The 17347-nt window shown below is 67.1% G+C and carries 16 protein-coding genes; 10 read left to right on the top strand and 6 right to left on the bottom strand.

Annotated features, from left to right (window positions below):
• Positions 1–78 precede the first annotated feature (78 nt).
• Positions 79–1095 carry a diguanylate cyclase gene (locus GEV05_02370; protein ID MPZ42245.1) on the top strand — a complete coding sequence of 339 codons (1017 nt, stop codon included), beginning with the start codon at positions 79–81 and terminating at the stop codon, positions 1093–1095.
• Positions 1096–1208: 113 nt separating this feature from the next.
• Here the strand turns inward: GEV05_02370 and GEV05_02365 are convergent, their stop codons facing one another.
• Positions 1209–1511, bottom strand: coding sequence for a phosphate starvation-inducible protein PsiF (locus GEV05_02365; GenBank protein MPZ42244.1), 303 nt, complete (start codon positions 1509–1511; stop codon positions 1209–1211).
• A 275-nt stretch (positions 1512–1786) separates the two neighbouring features.
• Between GEV05_02365 and GEV05_02360 the strand changes: the two genes are divergently transcribed.
• The 5 genes from GEV05_02360 to GEV05_02340 all read left to right on the top strand — a co-directional run bounded on the left by GEV05_02360 (position 1787) and on the right by GEV05_02340 (position 5543).
• Complete coding sequence (locus GEV05_02360) at positions 1787–2953, top strand: mandelate racemase (protein ID MPZ42243.1); 1167 nt, start codon at positions 1787–1789, stop codon at positions 2951–2953.
• A gap of 179 nt (positions 2954–3132) precedes the next feature.
• Entirely contained in the window at positions 3133–3510 is a 378-nt protein-coding gene (locus GEV05_02355) for a ferritin (GenBank protein MPZ42242.1), read from the top strand.
• Complete coding sequence (locus GEV05_02350; protein MPZ42241.1) at positions 3507–4376, top strand: bacteriocin; 870 nt, start codon at positions 3507–3509, stop codon at positions 4374–4376. Before GEV05_02355 ends, GEV05_02350 begins: the two co-directional genes overlap by 4 nt.
• Complete coding sequence (locus tag GEV05_02345; protein ID MPZ42240.1) at positions 4373–4723, top strand: RidA family protein; 351 nt, start codon at positions 4373–4375, stop codon at positions 4721–4723. Before GEV05_02350 ends, GEV05_02345 begins: the two co-directional genes overlap by 4 nt.
• Positions 4617–5543: a DUF4743 domain-containing protein gene (locus GEV05_02340; protein ID MPZ42239.1), complete on the top strand. Its 927-nt coding sequence runs from the start codon at positions 4617–4619 to the stop codon at positions 5541–5543. The genes GEV05_02345 and GEV05_02340 overlap by 107 nt, the downstream gene beginning before the upstream one ends.
• Before the next feature lie 80 nt (positions 5544–5623).
• On the opposite strand, the gene GEV05_02335 is transcribed toward GEV05_02340, so the two are convergent.
• On the bottom strand, positions 5624–6472 hold the full coding sequence (locus GEV05_02335) for an NYN domain-containing protein (protein ID MPZ42238.1): 849 nt from the start codon (positions 6470–6472) through the stop codon (positions 5624–5626).
• Between the two features lie 119 nt (positions 6473–6591).
• Here GEV05_02335 and GEV05_02330 point away from each other — a divergent pair, with 119 nt between their 5' ends.
• The 3 genes from GEV05_02330 to GEV05_02320 all read left to right on the top strand — a co-directional run bounded on the left by GEV05_02330 (position 6592) and on the right by GEV05_02320 (position 11598).
• Complete coding sequence (locus GEV05_02330) at positions 6592–7614, top strand: tripartite tricarboxylate transporter substrate binding protein (GenBank protein ID MPZ42237.1); 1023 nt, start codon at positions 6592–6594, stop codon at positions 7612–7614.
• A gap of 127 nt (positions 7615–7741) precedes the next feature.
• Positions 7742–9790: a hydantoinase/oxoprolinase family protein gene (locus GEV05_02325; protein ID MPZ42236.1), complete on the top strand. Its 2049-nt coding sequence runs from the start codon at positions 7742–7744 to the stop codon at positions 9788–9790.
• Positions 9790–11598 (top strand): hydantoinase B/oxoprolinase family protein, encoded by a 1809-nt coding sequence (locus GEV05_02320; GenBank protein ID MPZ42235.1) that lies wholly within the window; start codon positions 9790–9792, stop codon positions 11596–11598. Before GEV05_02325 ends, GEV05_02320 begins: the two co-directional genes overlap by 1 nt.
• Positions 11599–11786: 188 nt before the next feature.
• Here GEV05_02320 and GEV05_02315 read toward each other — a convergent pair whose 3' ends face one another.
• The 4 genes from GEV05_02315 to GEV05_02300 are packed head-to-tail and all read right to left on the bottom strand — an operon-like array spanning position 11787 to position 15450.
• Complete coding sequence (locus GEV05_02315) at positions 11787–13181, bottom strand: FAD-binding protein (protein ID MPZ42234.1); 1395 nt, start codon at positions 13179–13181, stop codon at positions 11787–11789.
• Entirely contained in the window at positions 13178–13477 is a 300-nt protein-coding gene (locus GEV05_02310) for a (2Fe-2S)-binding protein (protein ID MPZ42233.1), read from the bottom strand. Before GEV05_02310 ends, GEV05_02315 begins: the two co-directional genes overlap by 4 nt.
• The gene (locus tag GEV05_02305) at positions 13458–14582 is read right to left on the bottom strand and encodes an FAD-dependent oxidoreductase (GenBank protein MPZ42232.1); all 1125 of its coding nucleotides are present in this window, start codon (positions 14580–14582) and stop codon (positions 13458–13460) included. Before GEV05_02305 ends, GEV05_02310 begins: the two co-directional genes overlap by 20 nt.
• A 34-nt stretch (positions 14583–14616) precedes the next feature.
• The gene (locus tag GEV05_02300; GenBank protein MPZ42231.1) at positions 14617–15450 is read right to left on the bottom strand and encodes a carboxylating nicotinate-nucleotide diphosphorylase; all 834 of its coding nucleotides are present in this window, start codon (positions 15448–15450) and stop codon (positions 14617–14619) included.
• A 249-nt stretch (positions 15451–15699) separates the two neighbouring features.
• On the opposite strand from GEV05_02300, the gene GEV05_02295 reads away from it, so the two are divergent.
• Complete coding sequence (locus GEV05_02295) at positions 15700–17199, top strand: FMN-binding glutamate synthase family protein (GenBank protein MPZ42230.1); 1500 nt, start codon at positions 15700–15702, stop codon at positions 17197–17199.
• Positions 17200–17347: the final 148 nt, after the last annotated feature.

Genomic DNA, 17347 nt, shown 5'->3' with positions numbered 1-17347 from the left:
CCGCTATTTCACCCGTTCGAGGCGCGCCGCCGGTGATAGTTTTGCTGCTCGGACCAACAACCGTGCGCAAGGGGAGACATGGGGGCGGAGGAGCTGGCAACGCGGTTTTTCGAAGCAGGCGAGGCTCGGCCCGCGCTCAATGCGGGCGAGCTGGGCACGTTGGCAGCCTCGCGCCTGTTCCGTGGCGTGGCACGCGAACGGCTGCTGGAACGTTTGAAGCCCAACGGCGAGGTGAGCCTTCGTCCCGGCGCGGTGCTGCTCGAGCACGGACAGCGCAACGCCAACATCTACCTTCTGGTCGCGGGTCGCCTCGCCATTTTTCTCGACGATGACGCACGCATTCCGGTTGCGCACGTCGAGCCGGGCGAGTGCGTGGGCGAGATCTCCATCATCGACGACGAGGCGGCCTCCGCGTCGGTCGTTGCGCTCGAGCCTTCGCGCCTGCTGGTGACGAATGCGGCGCACCTGTGGGAGCTGATGGCCGACGAGCCCGCGGTCGCATTGAACCTGATGCACATTCTGGCCGAGCGCATCCGGCGCAACAACGTCGCGGTGCTCGAAAGCTATCGCCAGCAGGCGCAGCTGCGCACCATCTCGACCATGGACCCGGTGACGGGGTTGCACAATCGCCGCTGGCTCAACGACATGTTCATCCGCCAGATCGATCGTTGCGCGCGTGCGCGCCTGCCGTCGTGCCTGGCGATGCTCGATATCGATCGCTTCAAGTCGGTCAACGACAGCTATGGTCACCAGGCCGGGGACCGTGTGCTGGCGCAGGTCGCGCGCGTCATGCTGAAGCAATTGCGCCCGAGCGATTTGATCGCGCGCTACGGCGGCGAAGAGTTCGCGGTCCTGCTGCCCGAAACGGCATTGCCGGCAGCGGTTGCGGCGCTGGAACGCCTGCGCCTCGCGATCGGCCAATGCCAGACGGCCATTGCGCAACGCGCCACGATCAGGGTCAGCGTCTCCATCGGTATCGCGCAGTGGCGCGAGGGCTGGAGTCTGGACGAGCTGATCCAGGCTGCGGACCGCGCCTTGTACGACGCCAAGCAAGCCGGCCGCAACCGGGTCATGCTGGCGCAAGAGAGCGCCTGATCGCAGCCGACGGCTGCCGCAGTTCAGCGTGATCCTCGCCTGAGCGGCGCCAGGCATGCAACGGACGGGCGGCGAGTCCCCCCGCTCGCCCGCCGTGCCTGACGCCTTCTTCGTTATCCCGCGCTGGCCTTGCTCTTGACGCAGTCGCTGACGAAGGCCTTGCGCTGCGCGCCCTTCAAGCCTTTCTCGGCCGCGGCGCTGCCGCATTCCTTGGCCGCGGTCCGCGCGGCCGGGTTGCGCAGGCACTGGCTCATGTACTCCTTGCGCGCGTCGCCCTTGAGCCCCTTTCCCTTGGCGTCGGCGCTGCATTGGCTCATGCGTGTGGTCTGAGGCTTGTTGCCCGCGCCTTCAGCCGCGAAGGCGCTGTGGCCCGCGGCCATGAGGAGGGCGCTTGCTGCGATGACGATGCGTTTCATGTCGTGCTCCTTTCGTCGTTGATAATCGGATGGCGCAGTGCACCGGTCGATGCCGACGTTGCGCGATTCGGCTTTGGCTGCGTGCACCACGGCGCCATTGCAGCAGAGCGCTGAACGGCGCTGAATACGGCAGAAGGACTAGCTGCCGGACTAGCCCGGATGTTTCATCGGGGCTGGGACGATGGGGCGGTCGGCGGACGAGGGCGTGACAGTGCCGCGGCTTGCCAGCCGCTTTGCGGATCATCAATAATCGGCGCAATACTCTGGAGCACAGCGTGAGAATCGTTGCCATCCGCGAGGCGGCTGTACCGATCGCCTCGGCCATTCGCAACGCCTACATCGATTTCAGCCTCATGACCGCGAGCATCGTCGCGGTCGTCACCGATGTCGTGCGCGACGGCAAGCCGGTGGTCGGCTTCGGCTTCAATTCCAACGGCCGCTACGACCAAAGCTGCCTGCTGCGCACGCGCTTCATACCGCGGCTCATGAGCGCCGAGCCGGAAACGCTGATCGACTCCGAGCGCGACAACATCGATCCGCACAAGGTGTGGCAGCGGCTCATGATCAACGAGAAGCCCGGCGGCCACGGCGAGCGCTCGGTGGCGGTGGGCGTGCTCGACATGGCGCTGTGGGATGCCGTGGCCAAGATCGAAGGCAAGCCCTTGTACCGGCTGCTCGCCGAGCGCTATCGCAACGGCGAATGCGATGCGAGCGTGTTCGTCTACGCGGCGGGTGGTTACTACTATCCGGGCAAGGACGTCTCGGCGCTCCAGGACGAGATGCGCCGTTACCTCGACCTCGGCTATCGCGTGGTCAAGATGAAGATCGGCGGCGAGAGCCTGGAGGACGATCTGCGCCGCATCGACGCAGTGCTCGAGGTGGTCGGCTCGGGCGAGCGGCTGGCCGTGGATGCGAACGGCCGCTTCGATCTCGAAACCGCCTTGCGCTATGGACGGGCGCTCGCCCCGTACAAGCTGTTCTGGTACGAGGAACCGGGCGATCCGCTCGACTACCGCCTGCACGCCGAGCTCTCGCGGCACTACGAAGGACCGCTCGCTACCGGCGAGAACCTTTTTTCGATGCAGGATGCGCGCAATCTCGTCCGCTATGGCGGCATGCGCCCCGACCGCGACTGGCTGCAGTTCGATTGCGCGCTCTCCTACGGCCTGGTGGAGTATCTGCGCACGCTCGCCATGCTGAGCGAGCACGGCTGGTCGAGCCGGCGGGTCGTCCCGCACGGCGGACACCAGATGTCGCTCAACATCGCGGCCGGACTGGGGCTCGGCGGCAACGAATCGTACCCGGGCGTGTTCCAGCCCTTCGGCGGATTTGCCGACGCCGTGCCGGTCGAGGATGGGCGGGTGCGATTGCCCGACGCACCGGGCATCGGCTTCGAGGTCAAGGCCGACCTGTACCGGGTCCTGTCGCAGCTCACGGGGTGAAGCACTGCTGCGCCTGGGCAGGAGCCGTGCGGGCAGGCGGCTTCGAGCAACGTCAAGGGAAGTGCTTTCAAGCAAGTACGAGTGCGGCTCGCTTCGAGCACGATAAGTGATAAGTCTTGGCAGCCTCGGTTGCTGCCGTATAAAGTGTGGCACTACGACCGACCGACAGGAGAACAAGCATGACGCAAAGCGTCGGATTCCACGAGAACGAAGACCTGCTCGATCCGGAAACGCGCGACCGGCATCGCGCGATCGCCTCGCTCAACGAGGAGCTGGAAGCAGTCGACTGGTACGACCAGCGCGTGAAGGCGGCGCACGACGACGAGCTGCGCGCGATCCTCGCCCACAACCGCGACGAGGAGAAAGAGCACGCGTCGATGGTGCTCGAGTGGCTGCGCCGCCGCGATCCCAAACTGGACGAGCACCTTCGCAACTACCTCTTCCAGCAGAAATCGCCGATCGAGCGCGAGCACGAGCTGGAAGGCGAATCGGAGGCAGCGGGCGCAGGCGATGGCTCGCTCGGCATCGGCAGCTTGCGCGAGGAGACGGGGCGATGAACAACCTGTTGCGCGAGCTCGCCCCCATCACGCCCGAGGCCTGGGCGCAGATCGACAACGAAGCCAAACGCACGCTCAAGCTCATGCTGGCGGCGCGACGGCTGGTGGACTTCAACGGCCCGCTCGGCTCGGATGTCTCGGCGTTGAGCGACGGGCGCGTCGAAGACCTGGCGAGCCCGATCGAGAAGGGCGTCGAGGGCCGGCTGCGCAAGGCGCGCACGCTGGTGGAGCTGCGTGTGCCGTTCGAGCTCTCCCGTCAGGAGCTGGAGGCGATCGGCCGCGGTGCGCAGGATCCGAATCTCGATCCGGTGCGCCATGCCGCGCGCGCCGCCGCCATCGCGGAGGATCGCGCCATATTCCTGGGCTATCCTCAAGCGCATATCGCGGGAATCGCGGAAGCGTCGGCGTCCAGCAATCTCACGTTGAGCGAGGACTACGAGGCTTATCCTCAAGTGGTCGCCGAGGCGACCAACAAGCTGCGCGGCGCGGGCGTCGGCGGTCCCTATGCGATCGCACTCGGCCCACGCTGCTTCGCGGGTCTCACCCGTACCACCAAGGGCGGTTATCCGGTGATGGAGCACGTTCGCAGGCTGCTGGACGGACCGATCGTGTGGGCGCCCGCAGCGGACGGCGCGATCGTGATGAGCCTGCGCGGCGGCGACTTCGAGCTTGCAGTCGGTCAGGATTTCTCGATCGGCTATCTCGATCACACGGCCACCACGGTACGGCTGTACCTCCAGGAGAGCTTCACATTCCGAGTGCTGGCGCCGGAAGCGGCCGTGCCGCTGCGGTATCCGAGCGCTTCGGAAGGGCGCACCGGAGCGGCCGCATCGAATCGAGCCGCAAATAGAGAACGCCGAGGATGACGATCGAACGCATCGAAGTGAGCAAGCGGCTGTGTGAAGCAGTCGTGCACGGTGACACGGTGTACTTGTGCGGCCAGGTCGCCGACGATCTGCAAGGCGACATACGCCAGCAGACGCGCGAGGTGCTCGCGAATATCGACTCGATGCTGGCGCGTGCCGGCAGCGACAAATCGAAGCTGCTCACGGCCATCGTCTATCTCAAGTCGATGGACGACTACAAGGCGATGAACGAAGTCTGGGATGCCTGGACCGCGCCCGGTGCGGCGCCCGCCCGAACCTGTGTCGGCGGCGTCGCCCTGTTCTCGCCCGACGCGCTGGTCGAGATCACGGTCAGCGCGGCCAAATAGGGCGAGCTGGTCCGACGTGGGCCGACAGGAACGCCTCCAGGCCGCACGGTCGTTCGATGCCTCGCGTTTCGTCCCGTTCGTGGCGGACGGCCGGGTTCTCGGCCATGTCCGGCACGACCATGCCGAGTTGCTGCGCCGCTTCGACGAGATCCTGGTCGTTGGCGAAGCCGGGATCGGCTTTCGTCCCGCGCTCGCCACGCATGTCGAGCGCAGCGAAGCGATGGCTCGGATCGCGCATCGGTTTGCCATCGAGGGCCGGCTTTCGGCGTGGCGCGACGAAACCTACGATATCGCCTGCGAGGATGGCGGCTCGGCTGCATTTGTGCTCGAACGCTGCGCGGTGCGCTTTTTCGGCTTCACCGCCCGCGCGGTGCATGTGAACGGGGTGACGCAAACGGACGGGCGTGCGGCGATGTGGATCGCACGCCGCAGCCCGCACAAGGCGATCGATCCCGGCATGCTGGACAACATGGTCGGCGGCGGGCTCGCGAGCGGACTCTCGATCGAGGCGACGCTGGTGAAGGAAGCCTGGGAAGAGGCGGGCATCGGCGAGCGGCTTGCACGCGCGGCGCGTGCAGCGAATACCTTGCGCGTGCTGCGCGAAGTGCCCGAGGGATTGCATGCCGAGATCATTCATGTCTACGACCTCGATCTGCCGGGCGACTTCGCGCCGCTCAACCAGGACGGGGAGGTGGCCGAATTCCGCCGCTTGTCGTTGCAGGAGGTCGCCCGCGAGCTCGAAGGCGATGCGCCCTATACGGTCGATGCTGCCCTGGTAGCGCTCGATTGCCTCGAGCGTCACGGCCTGCGGCTTCGTTGAAGCGACTTGCGGTTCAAGGGTTCCGGACCAACGGCGCCACTGCCTGCCAGCGCAACGCAGCTCCGGTGGCGCCGCGCGAATCAGTAATCCGGATTGAATCCTCGAATGATCACGCCGCCGGACTTGTCGTCGTGCTCGAGCTCGAGCAGCTTCTTCGCGGCTGCCTCCTCCAGCAGCTTGCTGAAGCTGCGAAAGCCGTAGTACGCCTCGTTGAAGCCCGGCTTGCGGCGCTTGAGCGCTTGCTTGACCATCGAGCCCCAGATCTTTTCCTCGGCGCCGCGCTCGGCGAAGAGCGCTTCCACGGTTTCGAGCACCAGATCGAGCGCCTGCGGCTTGCGATCGGCCTCGTCGTCTTGTAGCGCCTGTTCCTTGGCTGCCGGCGCCGCTTCCTTGGCTGTTGGCGCTTTCTCGGCCTGGGCGGGCGCGGCCTTCTTTCTCGGTTTGCGTTTCTGCTGGCCGCGAACCAGGTCGTCGTAATAGATGAATTCGTCGCAATTGGCGATCAGCAGATCGGAGGCGGAGTTCTTCACGCCCACGCCGATGACGACCTTGTTGTTCTCGCGCAGCTTGCTCACCAGCGGCGAGAAGTCGGAATCGCCGCTGATGACCACGAACGTGTCCACGTGCGCCTTGGTGTAGCACAGGTCGAGCGCGTCCACGACCATGCGGATGTCGGCCGAGTTCTTGCCCGACTGGCGCACGTGCGGGATCTCGATCAGCTCGAACGAGGCCTCGTGCATGTCGGCCTTGAACTCCTTGTAGCGCTCCCAGTCGCAGTATGCCTTCTTGACGACGATGTTGCCCTTGAGCAACAGGCGCTCCAGCACCTTGTCGATGTCGAACTTGGGATAGCGCGCGTCGCGCACGCCCAGCGCGACGTTCTCGAAGTCGCAGAAAAGCGCCATGATGTTGGTGTCCTGGGAAGGCATGATGCGTTACCTCGATTGAATGCGGGCGGCGCGCGCCGCAGCGGTGCGAAATCGTGCGGCGATGATACACCGCGCTCGGCGCTGGAGCGGCGGGCGCACTTCGAGTCGGGGAAGGCGCCATGCGCTTTGTGCGAGAATGGGCTCGAAGCTTGGCACCGAGGGTATCCATGTCCCGTCGCTGCATCCTGCTGGCATTTGCTGCAGCCTTTCTGCCGCCGTCGCTTCCGGCGCAGGCGGCGGAGCCCTATCCGTCGAAGCCGATACGGATCGTGGTCCCGTTCGCCGCCGGCGGCTCGACCGACATCCTGGCGCGCAACATCGCGCAGCGCCTGAACGAGTCGATGCGCTCGCCCGTCATCGTCGACAACCGGCCCGGCGGCGCCGGGGTGGTGGGTGCGGACCATGTGGCGAAGTCCGCGGCCGACGGCTACACGCTGCTCATGGGCACCAACACCACGCATGCCGTCGCGCCCCACTTGTACAGCAAGCTGCCCTACAACCCACTGCGCGACTTCATTCCGATCTCGGAGGTCGCCTACAACCCGCAGTTCCTGGACGTCCATCCGTCCATCCCGGCGCGCAGCGTGAAGGAGCTGATCGCGCTCGCCAGGGCGCGCCCGGGGGAGCTCAACTTCGGCACCGCCGGCCAGGGCACGACCGCGCACATGGCGATGGAGCTGTTTCGCTCTATGGCCAAGATCGACATGGTTCACGTGCCGTACAAGGGAACCGGCCCGGCGATGAACGACCTGCTCGGCGGACATCTTTCGCCTATGTTCGATGTCGTGCTGACGACGCTTCCGCACATGAAGGCCGGCAGGATTCGCGTCCTGGGCGTAAGCAGCCTGCAGCGCGTCGAGGTCGCGCCCGAAGTGCCGACCATTGCCGAAAGCGGCCTGCCGGGCTACGAGGCGCTGGTCTGGTTCGGTCTGTTCGTGCCCGCGGGTACGCCGAGCGATATCGTCGCGCGTCTGAGCAGCGAGGTGGCGACCATCGTGCGCCACCCCAAGCTCACGGAGGCATTCCGTCTGCAAGGTCTGACGCCGGTGGGCAGCACCTCGGCCGATTTCGCAATAAGGGTGCGAAAGGAGCACGAGCGGTGGGGCAAGGTCATCCGCGAGGCCGGCATCAGGCTCGATTAGCGAGCTTCCGCTAAATGCCTTGCCGCTCGCTTCCCTCACCCCCCCGCCCCTCTCCCGAAGGGAGAGGGGCGGGCACTGCGGAAAGCGGCTGTCAGCCACTTTCCGGATGCTAAACGATGGTGGCGCGTTGTACCGGATAGGCATCGACGTCGGCGGAACCTTCACGGACTTCACGCTCCTGGCCGAAGCCGGCGCACGGGTGCATTTCCACAAAGTTGCCTCCACGCCCGCCGATCCATCCGCAGCGATCGCGCAGGGCATCGCGGATCTGCTGTCGGCACATGATCTCTCGCCCGCAGCGGTTCGCCATATCGGCCACGGCACCACGGTGGCCACCAACCTCGTCATCGAGCGGCGGGGAGCGCGCGCGGGCCTTCTGACGACGCGCGGATTCCGCGACGTCATGGAGATCGGGCGCCAGATTCGCCCGCACCTTTGCGATTACAGCCGCGGCAAAGCACCACCGCTCGCCGCCCGGCGCGATCGCCTGGAGCTCGATGAGCGCATCGATGCCCACGGCGCCGTGCTGCAGCCGCTCGCGCCGGGCGAGCTCGAAGCAGCGATCGGGCGGCTTCGCGAGCTCCAGGTCGAGTCCGTCGCGGTCTGCTTCCTCCACGCCTATCGCAACCCCGTGCACGAGCAGCTTGCACGCGCGGCGCTCGAGCGGTTGCTGCCCGCTGTGTACCTCAGCGTGTCGAGCGAGGTTCTGCCCGAGTTCCGGGAGTTCGAACGGTTTTCGACGACCGCGCTCAACGCGGTGGTCGGTCCGCGCATGCAGGCCTACCTGGACAACTTCCTGGAACGCGTGCGAGCGCTCGGCATCGAGGTGGAGCCGTTCACCATCCATTCCAACGGCGGTCTCATGTCGGTGCGCTCGGTGCGTGCATTCCCGGTTCGCACCTGCCTGTCGGGGCCTGCGGCCGGCGTCGTCGGCGCCGCCGCAGTGGGCAAGGCCGCCGCGTTCGGCAACCTCGTGACCTTCGATGTCGGCGGCACCAGCACCGACGTATCGCTGGTGGTGGACGGCAAGCCCTTGTTCACGTCGCTGCGCGCTATCGCCGACTACCCGGTGAAGACGCCGATGGTGGACATCCATGTGATCGGCGCGGGCGGCGGCAGCATCGCGGCGATCGACGATGGCGGGGCGCTGAAGGTCGGCCCGCGCAGCGCCGGCGCCGAACCGGGGCCCGCCGGCTATGGCCGGGGCGGTACGGCTGCGACCCTCACCGACGCGCACATCGTGCTGCACCGGTTGAATCCTTCGAACCTGCTGGGCGGACGGCTGCCGATCGATGAGGCGCGCGCCCGTGCGGCCATCACGGAGCAGGTCGCGCGCCCGCTCGGCTTGAGCCTCGAAGACGCGGCCGAGGGCATCATCCGCATCGCGAACGCGAACATGGGTCGTGCGATTCGCGCCGTGTCCACCGAGCGCGGCTACGATCTCGGACAATTCGCGCTGTTCGCCTATGGGGGCGCCGGTCCCCTGCACGCGCTCGACGTGGCGCTGGAATGCGGCATCGGAGCCGTGATCGTGCCGCAGGAACCGGGCACTTTATGCGCGCGCGGCATGCTGCTCACCGACGTGAGCTTCGATTTCGTCCGCAGCCTGATCGCCGCCGCGACCCCTCAATCGTGGCAGAGCGTACGCGATCTGTTCACCGCGATGCGCGCCGAAGCCGAGCAGTGGCTCGAGCAGGAGCGGGTGGCGGTGCAGGACCGTTCGTACCGCTGCCACATCGACGCGCGCTACCAGGGCCAGAATTTCGAAGTGGTGGTCGCGCTCGAAGAATTCGACACGGAGCTCGCGCGATTCCTGAGCGACTTCGCTCGGGCTCACCAGCGCGAGTACGGCTATAGCCTCGAGGGCCGGCCGGTCGAGATCGTCAACTGCCGCCTGCAGGCTGTGGGCGCCGTGCCCAAGGCGCCTTTGACCGAGTACACGGGGGGTGGAGCGCTCGCTCGAGCGCTCGTGGGCTCGCGCACGGTGTACTTCGGCCGTGGCCACGGCTGGCTCGATACGCCGGTCTACGCCCGCAGCCGCATCGCCGCGCGCGAGCGTGTGGCGGGGCCCGCGGTGATCGAGGAGATGAGCGCCACCCTGGTGTTTGCGCCCGGCGCGCACGCGACGGTCGATGTCCAGGGCAACATAGTGGTTCACTTGCGGGAGGGCGAATGATGGCGACGACACCGCCGCTCAGAGACCAGGATCCTCGCGAGGACGCTCGGCGCGAGGCGGAGCGGCGCAGCTTCGACCCGATCGCGATGGAGGTCTTCAGCAACCGCCTCATGTCGATCACGGAGGACATGAACAACACCTTGGTGCGCTCGTCGTTCTCGACCAACATCAAGGAGCGGCGCGACTGCTCCGTGGCGCTGTTCGACGGCCGCGGCCGGCTGGTGGCGCAGGGTACCCAGATTCCCCTGCACCTGGGCTCGCTCGACGGCGGCATCCGCGCCCTGCTCGAGCGCGTAACTCCGGCATCGATCCGCGAAGGCGACGTCTTCATCTGCAACGATCCCTATCTCGCCAATGGCACGCACCTGCCCGACATCACCCTCATCACGCCAATCTTCTGGCAAGGACGGATCGAGTTCTTCGCCGCCAACATCGGCCACCATGCCGACGTCGGTGGCGCGGTGCCGGGCTCGATCGCGGGCGGGTCGCGCTCGGTGTTCGAGGAAGGCATCCGTCTGCCGGTGACGCGCATCTGCAAGGCTGGGCGCCTGGACACGGAGCTGCTGGAGCTGATCGCCGTGAATACGCGCGATCCGGAGGAGCGCAAGCTGGACCTGCAGGTGCAGATCGCGACCAACGCGCGCGGCGCCGCCGAGACGCAGCGCCTGATCCGGCAGATGGGCATCGAGGCCGTGCGCGCGGCCATCGACGACGTGATCGACTACACGCGCCGGCGCATGCGCAACCGCATCGCGCAGCTGAAGGCCGGCGAATACCGCTACACGGAGTATCTCGACGACGACGGCATGGGCGGCGATCCGGTGCCGATCTCGGCCTGTGTGCGCGTGGCGGGCGAGCGGCTCGCGATCGATTTCGCCGGCTCGGGCGCGCAGGCGCGCGGCGCGATGAACGTGCCGATCAATGCCCTGCAGGCATGCGTCTACTATTCGCTGAAGGCCTTGCTCGACCCGGAGCTCATGCCCAATGCCGGCTTGTTCGACACGGTCGAGATCGAGGCGCCGCTCGGCAGTATCGTCAATCCGCGCGCTCCGGCGGCAGTCGGCGCGCGCTCGATCACCTGCCAGAAGGTGTGCGGCGCCATTTTCGGCGCGTTCCGCGACCTGCTGCCGCCCGCACGCGTGATGGCTTCGGGCAACGATGTCGTGCCGGCCATCGTGTTCTCGGGCGAGCTCGAGCGCCGCAGCGGATACTACGTCTATCTCGAAACGCTCGGCGGCGGCTCGGGCGCGCGCCACGACGGCGACGGCATGCACGCGGTGCACGTGCACATGACCAACACCTCGAACCTGCCGGTGGAGGCGCTGGAGAACGAGTACCCGCTGCGCGTGGACGAGTACGCGCTCGTGCCGGATTCGGGCGGGGCCGGGCGTCACTGCGGCGGCATGGGCATCGCGCGCCAGATCCGGGCGCTGGTTGCTAACACCATCTTCTCCGTGCGCTCCGATAGCCATGCCGTCGGGATTCCGACCGGCGTCTTCGGCGGCCAGGACGGCCGCCGGGCGCAGCTGATTCAGAATCACGGCACGCCCGCGGCGCAGGCGCATTACTCGAAGGTCGCTCGCATCGAGATGGCGCCGGGCGATTCGATGCGGATCGAAACGCCGGGCGGCGGCGGCTACGGCGCCCCGGGGGAGCGCGATCTGCGCGCGCTGGCTGCCGATCTGCGCGATGAACGGATATCGCGGGAGCGAGCCGAAGCGATTTACGGTAAGCAACGGGTCGAAGCGGCGCTCGCGCTCGACGTATGCTTGTCTTCCCTCTCCCTTCGGGAGAGGGATCGAGGGTGAGGGAATTATGCGTCTTGCTTACGATCTCCCTCACTTGCCGTGCGTGCATCGGCCTGCATGCCGATGCCGTTCGGCCGGCGCGAACCATGGTTCGCGAATTCCCAGCCTCACCCCCCAGCCCCTCTCCCGGAGGGAGAGGGGAGCTTCAGCGCATGGCGGTTCGTCAACCGTTGCGCGCCTTCGATAGGCTATTCGAGTTGCAGCGCGGCGAGCTCGCCCAAGGCCAGCGGCTTGATCGGCGGCCGGATGCGGTAGTAGCCGATCTCGTTCGGCGACACGTTGCGTGCGGCGGCCATCAGCTCGGTCACGGTGAGGCCGCACATGCGCCCCTGGCACGGCCCCATGCCGCAGCGGATGAACGCTTTCATCTGGTTGGGCCCGGGGCAGCCGTGGGCGACCGCGCGCCGTATGTCGCCCGCGTTCGCTTCTTCGCAGCGGCACACGATCACGTCGTCCTGCTCAGGCGCCACGTAACGATCGCCCGGGCGATAGAGGGCTTCGAGCAGCGGACGGATGCGGCGATGCCGGCGCAACTCGGCGATCGGCGCGCGTGCCTTCGCATCACGCGCCGTCGCGTCGATGCGCTCCAGGCGGTAAGCCGATTCCAGTGCCGCGAGCCGACCGGCGTGTTCGGCGGAGCGGGCGCCGACGATGCCGGCGCAATCGCCCGCGAACTGGATTTCGGCTTGAGACGCGAGGCCCCAGGAATCGACGCGCGGGATGAAGCAGCGCTGGCTTTCGTTCCACTCGTGCTCGCAGCGCAGCGCCCAGCCGAGGTTCGCGTTCGGCACCAACCCCTGATGCAGGAGCACGACATCGGCGGCCAGGCGCTCGGTTGCACCGCTACGCTTCACGACCACTTCCTCGACGCGCTCGCTCCCATTCAATTGCACGTGCTCGAAGTTGTCGAGCATCGCAATGCCGGCCTCGCGCAGCACGCGGATGTAGCGCAGTCCCTTGCCGACGTAGCCGGGCGCCATGAGTGCGGTCGGCAGATGGCGTGCGGCTCGGCGGCGCGCGCCGGGCGTGCTCGTATCGACGAGGGCCGACACGCGCACATTCGCTTGCAGCAGCTGCCAGGCGAACAGCAGCAGCAGAGGACCGCAACCGACCAGCACGACCCGTCCCTGCGGCACCGCGCCGACCGTCTTCAACAGGATCTGCGCCGCGCCAGCCGTCATGACGCCCGGCAAGGTCCATCCCGCGAGCGGCATCGGACGCTCCATCGCGCCGGTCGCGATCAGGATGCGGCGCGCGCGCAGGCGGTGCGACTCGCCGTGCGCCGAATACAGGATGCCGAGCGGCTGCTCCACCTGCCATACGGTCGAGCCGGGACGGTAGTCGACCGAGCATGCGCGAAATGCGCGCACGAGCGCGAGCCCGGCGGCGTAGTCCTCCCCGAGCATGGCGAGGCGTTGCGGATGGTCGCGTGCCACGCGCTCGATCGAACGATAGATTTGACCGCCCGGTGCCTCCTGCTCGTCGAGCACGACGGTGCGCAAGCCGAGCTCCGCGGCTGTGGTTGCGGCGGCCATTCCGGCGGGACCCGCGCCGACGATGGCAAGATCGTACGGTTCGCTCATGACCGCTCGGGTGGTGACGATCGCGGCGCGCACCGAACCCGCATGCCTTCGGCGGCCGCGATCATGCATGCTTGCCGCTCGGGAATGCCATCGATCTCAACCAGGCACTCGAAGCACACGCCCATCATGCAATAGGGCGCGCGCGGCGCGTGAGTCACGGGATTCGCCCGGCTCGGGACCGCACCCGCGAGCAGCAAAGCCGCCGCCACGCTGGCGCCCGCCGGCACCGCGACGGGCTTGCCGTCCACTATGACGGACACCTGCGGGCCGGCCGCGTCAGGAAGCGAGGCGTACATCGGAACCGAAGCGGCGACTGTGGAAGACCTGGAATTCTTCGGGCAGCGACCCTTGCGCGACGTACTTCGCATAGCGCAGCGCATGCGCGGCGGCGAGCGTGACGCCGCTGTGGCAGGTGGCGGCGAAGGCTCCTGGACAGGATTCCGATTGCTCGTATATCGGATAGCCGTCGGGGGACATGACCCGCAGCGCCGCCCAGGTGCGCACCATGCGAACGCCCGCGAGCAGCGGAAAGGTAGCCACCGCACGAGCGGCCAGTCGATGCACGACTTCGATGCCGCTCTGGTCGTCGTTGCGGCCCTCCTCGCGCGACTCGCCGATCATGACGCTGCCCTCGTCGGTCTGGCGCAGGATGAGCGTCGGCATGCGTAAGAGCGGCGCGATGCGCTCGGTCACGATGATCTGTCCGCGCACCGGAAAGACGGGGATGTGCAAGCCGACCTGCGCCGCGAGCGCGGCGCTGCCCAGTCCGGCCGCGAGCACCAGGCGCGGCGCCTGGAATCGGCCGTGCGCGGTCGCGGCGGTGAAGATGCCGGACGCCGCCGAGAGCGTCTGCACCTTGGCCTCCGGAACATAGCGCCCGCCGCGGGCTGCCAGCCCGGCGTGCAGTGCGCGCAACGTGTAGAGCGGATTGGCGTGGCCGTCATAAGGCGACCACGAGCCGCCAACGACGGCGGGCCCGATGCCGGGCAGCAGTTCCTTCAACTCGCCGCGATCGAGCATGCGATAGTCGAAGCCATCCTCGCCCATCTGCGAGCGCATGGCGTGCATCATCTGCTCGCGGGCGCCGAACTCCTCGTCGGTGAGACACACGCAAACGCCGCCCGGGCGGTGATGCCCGACGCCGATACCGGTCTCGGTGCGCAGGCGCTCGGCCAGTTCCGGCCACAGCTCGGAGGAGGTACGGCTCCAGCGCTGGTAGGGCGGGTTGCCGAGGCCCTTGCTTTGCACCCATACCAGCCCGAAGTTGCCGCGCGAGGCACGCAACGCCACATCGCCCTCGTCCAGGACGACCGGGCGCAAGCCTTCGCACGCCAGACCGTAGCCGATGGCCGAACCGACCAGCCCGCCGCCGACGACGATGGCGTCCGCATTCATCGCCATGGAAAGCAATGCGACGCTGCGACCGGGGATGGCCTCATGCCTCGAACCGCATGGAGAGGTCGATCGCCTTGATGTCCTTGGTCAGCGCGCCGATGGAAATGCGATCCACTCCGGTCTGCGCGATGGCGCGCACGCTCTCGAGCGTGACCCCGCCCGAAGCTTCGAGCTTGGCTCGCCCGGCATTGATGCGGACCGCAGCGCGCATCGCATCGAGCTCGAAGTTGTCGAGCAGGATCATGTTCGCGCCGGCAGCAAGCGCCTCTTCCAGCTGATCGAGTCGTTCGACCTCGACCTGGGTGAACGCGCCCGCGGACGCAGCCGCACGGGCCTGGGCCAGCGCTGCCGCGACGCCGCCGCAGGCCGCAATATGATTCTCCTTGATGAGGATGCCGTCGTAGAGGCCGATGCGATGGTTGGACCCGCCGCCCGCCCGGACCGCATATTTTTGCGCGAGGCGCAGGCCCGGCAGCGTCTTGCGCGTATCGACGATCGCCGCGTGGGTGCCGCGTACCGCTTCGACGTAGCCGCGCGTGACCGTGGCGACGGCGCAAAGGAGCTGCAGGAAATTGAGCGCGGTGCGCTCGCCGGTCAGAAGCGCGCGGGCGTTGCCCTCGATCTCGCACAACGCCTGGCCGGCGTGCACGGCATCGCCGTCGTGCGCGTGCCAGGCAATGCGGACGTTCTGGTCGAGTTGGCGGAAGCAGGCTTCGAACCAGGGCGCGCCGCACAGCACGGCATCGACACGGGATAGGACGCGAGCTTTCGCGCGCGCTTCCTGCGCGATCAGCAGCGCGGTCAGATCGCCGCTGCCCATATCCTCTTCGAGCGCGGAGGCTACATTGCGTTCGATCTCAAGGGTAAGATTCATGACGGCTCCTCACGTGGCTTATTCTAGCGAGCTTTGCGTGCAGCGTTCCGGCTTCGGTATGACTGTGTGCGCAAGAGCGAAATCCCGCGGCATTCGCCCGTTTTTTCGGGGCTTGCGAACGCCCGCCATCGGCTAGCCTATCGTAGCCAGGCAGTCCCGGGCGGTGCGCGCGACGGGCGCTTGCGGTAATGTCCGACCTTGCGCGTACGACAAACGCATTCGCGATCCAGCCAGAGGAGGGCACATCGCATGATGACCGTAATTACCTACGGTCTCGGCACCGCGATCGGGTTCGTCCTGATCGGCACGCTGCTCGTCTGGTTCGTCCAGGACGTCACCCAGAAGAAGCATTCGGTCCTGCGCAACTACCCGGTGATCGGACGCCTGCGCTATTTCTTCGAGCGCCAGGGCGAGTACTTCCGCCAGTACTTCTTCATGGGCGATCGCGAGGAGATGCCTTTCAATCGCGCCACCCGCGCCTGGGTCTATCGCGAGGCGAAGGACGAAGGCGGCGTGATCGGTTTCGGTTCCACCAACGATCTGCGCGAGCCCGGCTCGATCATCTTCGTCAACGCGCCCTTCCCGGTGCTCGACGCCGAGCGCTCGTGCAGCCTGCCGCTCACGATCGGCGGGGGCCATTGCAGGGAGCCGTTTCGCGCCCGCTCGATCGTCAACGTCAGCGGGATGAGCTTCGGCGCCATTTCCGAGCCCGCCGTGCGTGCGCTGTCCAGGGGCGCGGCCGAAGCCGGCTGCTGGATGGATACGGGCGAAGGTGGGCTTGCGCCGTACCATCTCGAGGGCGGCTGCGACATCATCATGCAGATCGGTACGGCCAAGTACGGTATCCGTACCGAGGACGGCGAGTTCTCGCCGCAGCGGGCCAGGGAGCTCGCCAAGGTGGTGAAGGCGTTCGAAATCAAGCTTTCGCAGGGCGCCAAGCCGGGCAAGGGCGGCGTGCTGCCGGGGGCGAAGGTGACCGAGGAGATCGCGCGCATCCGCGGCATTCCCGCCGGCGTGGACTCGATCAGTCCTAACCGCCATACGGATATTGCCGACATGGCCACACTGCTCGACCGCGTCGCGTATGTGCGCGATCTGACCGGGCGTCCGGTGGGCATCAAGACGGCGATCGGCGGCTGGGAGTTCATCAACGAATTGTGCGAGCAGGTTCTCAGTCGCGGCCTGGAGTACGCGCCCGATTTCCTGGCGATCGACGGCGGCGAAGGCGGTTCCGGCGCTGCGCCCCAGACGCTCGCCGATCACATGAGCCTGCCGATCGCAGAAGCGTTGCCGCGAGTGGTCGACGCGCTCATCGAAGCGGGTCTGAGGGAGCGCGTGCGGGTCGTTGCTTCCGGCAAGCTCGTCACCTCGGCCAGGGCGGCCTGGGCGCTGTGCGTCGGCGCCGACTTCGTCAACACCGCCCGCGGCTTCATGTTCGCGCTCGGCTGCATCCAGGCGCTTCGCTGCCACCAGAACACCTGTCCGACCGGGGTTTCCACCCACAACCGGCGCCTGCAGCGCGGGCTGGTGGTCGAAGAGAAATACCTGCGCGTAGCGAACTACTGCCGCAACATGAACAAGGAAATCGACATGATCGCTCACTCGTGCGGCTGCGGCCATGCACGCGAGTTGCGCCGCGAGCATGTCCGGATCGTGCGCAGCGCCGACAACAGCGTCGCGCTCAATATGCTCTACCCCTATCCCGAGGCGGGCAGCGCGCGCCGGCCGGCGATGCGGGCAACTTCGTAAGGCAAGTGGGGTCAGGTCTTGCTCGTTGCATCACGTGCTGCCCAAGGTGCCGAAAATTTCGGCGCGCGATGCAACGAGCAAGACCTGACCCCGCCGGCGGCCGTGCGATGCAGGAGCAAGACCCCGCCGGGACGGTCGGCTGCTTCCA

This window comes from Betaproteobacteria bacterium, from assembly GCA_009377585.1.
Lineage (GTDB): Bacteria > Pseudomonadota > Gammaproteobacteria > Burkholderiales > WYBJ01 > WYBJ01.
This window is presented reverse-complemented; position numbering and strand designations above follow the sequence as displayed.

Excerpts from the sequence above, each read along its gene's own strand:
- GEV05_02345 (MPZ42240.1), top strand. The coding sequence starts at position 4,373 with ATGACGATCGAACGCATCGAAGTGAGCAAGCGGCTGTGTGAAGCAGTC.
- GEV05_02310 (MPZ42233.1), bottom strand. The coding sequence starts at position 13,477 with ATGTACGCCTCGCTTCCTGACGCGGCCGGCCCGCAGGTGTCCGTCATA.
- GEV05_02295 (MPZ42230.1), top strand. The coding sequence starts at position 15,700 with ATGATGACCGTAATTACCTACGGTCTCGGCACCGCGATCGGGTTCGTC.
- GEV05_02355 (MPZ42242.1), top strand. The coding sequence starts at position 3,133 with ATGACGCAAAGCGTCGGATTCCACGAGAACGAAGACCTGCTCGATCCG.
- GEV05_02315 (MPZ42234.1), bottom strand. The coding sequence starts at position 13,181 with ATGAGCGAACCGTACGATCTTGCCATCGTCGGCGCGGGTCCCGCCGGA.
- GEV05_02370 (MPZ42245.1), top strand. The coding sequence starts at position 79 with ATGGGGGCGGAGGAGCTGGCAACGCGGTTTTTCGAAGCAGGCGAGGCT.
- GEV05_02365 (MPZ42244.1), bottom strand. The coding sequence starts at position 1,511 with ATGAAACGCATCGTCATCGCAGCAAGCGCCCTCCTCATGGCCGCGGGC.
- GEV05_02300 (MPZ42231.1), bottom strand. The coding sequence starts at position 15,450 with ATGAATCTTACCCTTGAGATCGAACGCAATGTAGCCTCCGCGCTCGAA.
- GEV05_02340 (MPZ42239.1), top strand. The coding sequence starts at position 4,617 with ATGCCTGGACCGCGCCCGGTGCGGCGCCCGCCCGAACCTGTGTCGGCG.
- GEV05_02350 (MPZ42241.1), top strand. The coding sequence starts at position 3,507 with ATGAACAACCTGTTGCGCGAGCTCGCCCCCATCACGCCCGAGGCCTGG.
- GEV05_02305 (MPZ42232.1), bottom strand. The coding sequence starts at position 14,582 with ATGGCGATGAATGCGGACGCCATCGTCGTCGGCGGCGGGCTGGTCGGT.
- GEV05_02320 (MPZ42235.1), top strand. The coding sequence starts at position 9,790 with ATGGCGACGACACCGCCGCTCAGAGACCAGGATCCTCGCGAGGACGCT.
- GEV05_02330 (MPZ42237.1), top strand. The coding sequence starts at position 6,592 with ATGCGCTTTGTGCGAGAATGGGCTCGAAGCTTGGCACCGAGGGTATCC.
- GEV05_02335 (MPZ42238.1), bottom strand. The coding sequence starts at position 6,472 with ATGCCTTCCCAGGACACCAACATCATGGCGCTTTTCTGCGACTTCGAG.